Origin of the sequence: Weissella sp. DD23, assembly GCF_001579105.1 — a bacterium.
Lineage (GTDB): Bacteria > Bacillota > Bacilli > Lactobacillales > Lactobacillaceae > Weissella > Weissella cibaria.
This window is the reverse complement of the sequence record NZ_KQ970392.1, coordinates 90,839-96,663: the sequence shown is the minus strand read 5'-3', so window position 1 is coordinate 96,663 and position 5,825 is coordinate 90,839. Positions and strand designations below refer to the sequence as shown.

Genomic DNA, 5,825 nt, shown 5'->3' with positions numbered 1-5,825 from the left:
CTTAGCTGTTGCCAAATTCGTGGCGCTTTGTTGTTGCGCATCAGCCACATCCGTTTGGGCCTGATTCTCATTTTCTTGTGCTTGTGCGACCTGATCAGCTGCATCATTCACAACATCAGCGACGTCAGCCAACGTGGTTTGATCAGCCACCTGGTCCAAGTCACTTTCAGCTGCCGTCTTAGCCGCTTCAGCTTCAGTTAACTGCTGTTGCGCATCTGCCAGCTTATCCGCAATTGTGGTATCACCCGGATTCTTATCTGCTAAATCTTGCAATGTCGCAATATCATCCGTGATATTTTGAATATTATCGGCAATGGTTGCGATATTATCCGTAATTGTGTCGGTCGCGACCTTTTGCGCATCCGCCAAGTTTTGATCAGACTTTGCTTGCGCATCAGCCACATCCTGCGCCGAATTATCCGCTGTCGTCTGTGACAAGTCGGCCGCATCTTGCCCTGCTTCACGCGCATCAGCCACTTCAGCCGGTGTCGTGGCATTATCAATCGCCGTTAATTGATCAGTTGCATCAGTGAGCGCGCCTTCAGCCGTTTCAAGCTGCGCCTTCGCGTCGGCCAACTTGTCGGCAATCTCTGTATCCGCTGGATTCTTCGCCGCGATGTCTGTTAATGTCGCAATGTCATCGGTGATTTTATCAATGTTATCCGTAATCGTCGCAATATCATTGTTAACCGCCGTCTTCGCTGCAGCTTGGTCAGTTGCCAAATCTTCACTAGCTGCAGCTTGCGCATCCTTCACGTCTTGATCAGCGGTCTTTTGCGCTGTATCTGCGGCCGTCACCGCCTCATCGGCGACTTCTGTTTGATTCGCCACATCAGCCAATGTTGTTTGATCGGCCACGGCGTCCTTGGCTGCTTCTGCCGTCGTTTTAGCATCTTCCGCCGCTGCTAACTGTTCCTTCGCATCTGCCAACTTGTCGGCAATGGTCGTGTTGTCTGGATTATCAGTTGCGATTTGTTCAAGTGTCGCAATATCAGCCGTAATTTGGGCAATATCATCATCAATCGTCGCAATTTTATCCGTAATCGCTTGGTCAGCCGCCTTCTTGGCATCCGCCAAATTTTGATCGGCTTGGGCTTGAGCTGTCGTTTGATCGGCCTGAGCCTTTTCCAAAGCCGTTTGTGCCGTATTTTCATCCGTTTGACCCGCGTCAACGGCCGTTTGCACATCTGCTAATGTCGTTGCTTGGTCAGCCACTGTCTTCTGATTCTGAGCATCTGTCAAAGCCGTTTCGGCAGTTGCTAATTGTTGTTGCGCATCCGCCAACTTATCCGCAATGCTCGTATCAGTTGGATTGTTTGCCGCCACCGTCGTCAAATCGGTCACGATATCCTGAATCGCCGCCACGTCAGCCGTGATGTTGGCAATATTTTGGTCCAAAGCCGTGTCAGCTGCCGCCTTGGCTGCTGCCAAATTGGCATCCGACTTTGTTTGTGCATCAACCACATCCTGATCTGCCGTGTCTTGCGCCGTTTGCGCCGTGTCACCTGCTTGTTCAGCCGATGATTGCGCTGTGGCCACTTCAGCTGGTGTCGTTGCTGCCGCAATCGCGTCTTTTTGGTTTTCAGCCGTGGTTAACGCCGTTTCGGCTGTAGCCAATTGCGTCTTGGCATCGGCCAGTTTATCTGCAATTTCTGTGTCTTCTGGATTCTTCGCCGCAATGTCCGTCAATGTCGCGATATCTTTATTGATTTGGTCAATATTATCCGTTATCTGATCAATTTGATTCGTCACCGCAGTCTGAGCAGCCGTTTGATCAGCGGCCAAATCAGCCCCTGCCAAATCCTTGGCATCAGCCAAGTCTTGGTCAGCTTGATCCTTATTACCAGTCGTCGACGTTACCGCTTCCGTCACGATTTGTTCTTGGGCCGCCACTTCAGCTGGTGTCGTTGCCTGCGTCACGGCATCTAATGCTTGTTCCGCGTTCGTTTGCGCCGTTTGCGCATCCGTTAATTGCTGTTGCGCATCTGCTAGCTTATCTTGAATCAATTGATTCGTTGGATTATCAGCCGCAATTTGTTCAAGGGCCGCCACGTCCGCCTGAATTGCGGCCACATTATCCGTAATCGTCGCTAAGTCTTGTGTAATGGCATCCTTGGCCGCTTGTTGCGCGTCATCCAAATTACTGTCCGACTTTGCCTGTGCTGCAGTTTGATCGGCCTGCGCATTTTCCAAAGCAGTTTGCGCTGCATCTTCATCCGCCTGGCCAGCATCAACGGCCGTCTGAACATCCGCCAGCGTTGCCGCATCAGCAACCGCTGTTTTCTGATTCTGAGCGTCCGTCAACGCGTCGTTCGCCGTCGTCAACTGGGCCTGGGCATCCGCGAGTTTGTCCGCAATGTCCGTATCGCCCGGATTATTATCCGCGAGCGTCTGTAACTCATCCACAATATCTTGAATAGCTGATACATCATCTGTGATATTTGCAATATTCTGATCTAGTGCCGTATCGGCAGCCGTCTTTGCCGCTGCCAAATTGGCATCTGACTTTGCTTGCGCATCAGTCACATCCTGGTCAGCCGCATCCTTAGCATCGCTCGCCGTTTGACCTGCAGTTTCGGCCGTTGTTTGGGCTGCCGTCACTTCAGCAGGCGTCGTGGCATTGTCGATTGCCGTCTTTTGATTTTGCGCTTCTGTCAACGCAGTTTCAGCTGCTTGCTGTTGTGCTTGGGCATCCGCCAACTTATCCGCAATGTCCGTATCATCTGGATTATTTGTCGCAATCTCTTGCAAGGTCGCCACATCATCCGTAATCGCAGCAATATCATCCGTGATTTGGGCAATTTGATCATCAACAGCCTTTTGGGCGGCCGCTTGGTCAGCTGCTAAATCAGCATTTGCCAAGTTCTGTGCGTCATCCAAATCGGTTTGGGCTTGTGTCGCATCCCCATCAGAATTAACCACTGCCTGACCGGCTGCATCAGTTTGGGCTTGAACATCTGCCAACGTCGTCTGATTATCAACCGCATCTAACGCATCCTGCGCGGCCTGCTTTTCCGCCTGGGCGTCGGTTAATTGTTGTTGCGCATCGGCCAACTTATCCGCAATTTGCGTGTTCGTTGGATTATCAGTCACTAGTTGTTGTAGGTCCGCAATATTATCCTGAATACCATCAATATTATCTTGAATAGCTGTCAGGTCAGTGGTAATCGTTGTTTTGGCCGCTGTCTTTGCGTCAGCCAAGTTATCTGCTGACTGAGCGTTGGCTGTGTCCAAGGCTTGTGACGAATCAACGACCGCTTGGTCAGCTGTTGCTTGATCAGTTGCTGCTTGATCGACTAAATCAGCCACATCGGCCAGGGTCGTCTGCTCATCGACTTGCGCGAGTTGGGCTTGGACGTCCTTCAAGGCATCGGCTTGCTTTGCCTTCTCATCTTGGGCCGTTTGCAACGCATCAGCGATGGTTGAATCACCTGGGTTGTTCGTCACCAAATCTGTCAATTCCGCAATGATATTGTCAATTGCCGTCCCATCACTCGTAATTTGATCAATATCGGCTTGAATAGTGTCCTTGGCCGTTTCTTTGGCATCCGCCAAGTTAGTAGCCGATTGATTTTGTGCCGTTGTGACGTCGGTATTGACCGCTTCGGCTGCTGCCTTGGCTGCATCTTCATCCGCCTGACCTTGCGTTGTTAAGGCGTCGACCTGAGCCAACGTTGTCGTTTGGTCAACATTGGTCAATTGCGTTTGTGCATCGGTCAATGCATCCTTTGCTGTTTGCTGTTGTGTCAACGCATCGGCCAACTTATCCGCAATCGTTTGATCACTTGGATTGTTGTCGGCCAAGGTTTGTAATGTTGCCACATCCGTTGCAATTTGGGCGATTGCATCATTAATTTCATCAATGTTATCTTGCAATGCATCCTTTGCTGCGGCTTGGGCCGTTGCCAAATTGGCATCATTTTGACGCTGCGCCGTTGCCACATCTTGCGTTGATGTTGTCCCGGCCGTTTCAGCTGTCGTTTGATCAGTCGCTGCCACATCAACTACCGCTTGCACGGCAGCCGGTGTCGTTGCGTCTGCAACCGCTGTTTGTTGTGCTTGCGCATCCGTCAACGCCGTTTGGGCATCAGCTAGCTGTTGCTTTGCGTCGCTAAGCGCGTCCGCAATGACTGTATCGCCTGGGTTATTCGTCGCTAACGTTTCAATCGTGGCGATATCTTGCGTAATCTGGTCAACCTGATTCTGGATGGCATCGATATTACCTTGAATTGTCGTTGTGGCTGCCGTTTGCGCTGCCTGCAAATCAGCTGCTGCTAACGCCTGGGCATCAGTCAAATCTTGATCAGCTGCTGTTTTCGCTGTCGCGCTCGTTGTGGCTGCAGTTGTCGCAGACTCTTCAAGCGCACTCACACCTGCTAAAGTCGTTGCCGCATCAACGGCTGCCTTCGTATCCTTAAGATCAGATTCTTGTGTCTGAGCAGTTGCTAATTGTGCCTTAGCGTCCGCTAACTTTGCCGCAATTTCTGTATTCGTTGGATTATCCGCCGCAATTTGTGTTAGCGCCGTAATATCATCCTGAATTGTTGCAATATCATCCCCAACTTGGTCAAGTTGATCACCAATCGTTGTCTCGGCACTTGCTTTAGCGGCCGCCAAGTTGGCATCGCTCTTCGCCTGGGCTGTCGTCAAATCAGTTGTTGATTGCGTGGTCGCATCAGTGATTGCTGTTGCAGCTGCTGTCGCGGCATCGCGGGCCGCCTGTACTTCAGCCGGTGTGGTCGCATCAGTCGCATCAGCATACGCTTCAGCCATATCTGCCAATTGATTGTTCGCCGTCACTAATTGTGCATTGGCATCATCCAAGGCCGCTTGAATATCGGCATCGCCCGGATTGTTATCAAGAATTGTTTGAATGGCCGCAATATTATCTTTAATCGTTTGAATATTGGCATCCGCCTCATCCAATTGTTGTTGAATGGCGCTCGTTGCCGCCGCCTTCGCATCCGACAGTACCTTCTCTGCTTCAGCCTTAGCTGCTGTCACAGCATCATTGGCCACAACCAGCATATTCTGGGCATCCTTACCCGCCGCATTCACGGCCGCTTGTTGAATCTGAACCGCTTCAACCGTTGTTAAACCGGGCACTTCACCACTTGCTGTATCAACGTCGGCTTGCGCCTTATTCGCCGCATCCAATGCATCTTGCGCATTAATTAACTGCGTTGCAATCGTCGCATTATTCGGATAATCCTCAGCCAACTGTTGTAGTTCGGCAATATTTTGTTCAATTTGTTGAATCGCCGCTTGGTTAGCCGTCGTTGTTGTTTCGGCGGTTGCCGTTGCTTCATCTTTAGCGTTTTTCAAATTCAACGCATCTTGCGCCTGCGCGGCTGCTAGATCTTGGTCGGCAATTGTACGTGCCGAATCGGCTGCCACTTGGTTTTGATCAGCGCCATCGCTTAAGTTCGTCACATCCGCAATGGTTGCCGCACTATCAACAGCTGCCAACGCTGCTTCAGCCTGCGTAAGTTGTGATTGTGCATTTGCCAAGCGTTGTTGCGCATCGGCCAATAAACCAGCAATGGTTGTATCCCCCGGATTGCGATCAGCTAACGCTTGAATGGCGTCAATGTCCGCTTGGATTTGCGTAATTTGTGTGTTGATATCATCAATATTGGCTTGAATATCCGTCTTGGCTTGGGCTTTTGCGGCGTCCAGTGCCGCTTGCGCATCTGAAATCGCCGTTTGCAAGGCGGTCGTTGCATCGATCACCTGTTGCGTTGTTGCTTGCCCGGCCGCAGCTTGAGCCAACACGTTATTCAAATTCGTTTGCGCATCCGAAACTGCCGTCACCGTTGAAAAGC

General features: G+C 51.0%; 1 protein-coding gene. It reads right to left on the bottom strand.

Going from position 1 to position 5,825, the window contains the following annotated elements; all coding sequences use genetic code 11:
- Nucleotides 1–5,825: beta strand repeat-containing protein (locus WEIDD23_RS13495; protein ID WP_197458815.1), on the bottom strand; the 5,825-nt coding region annotated here is incomplete at both ends.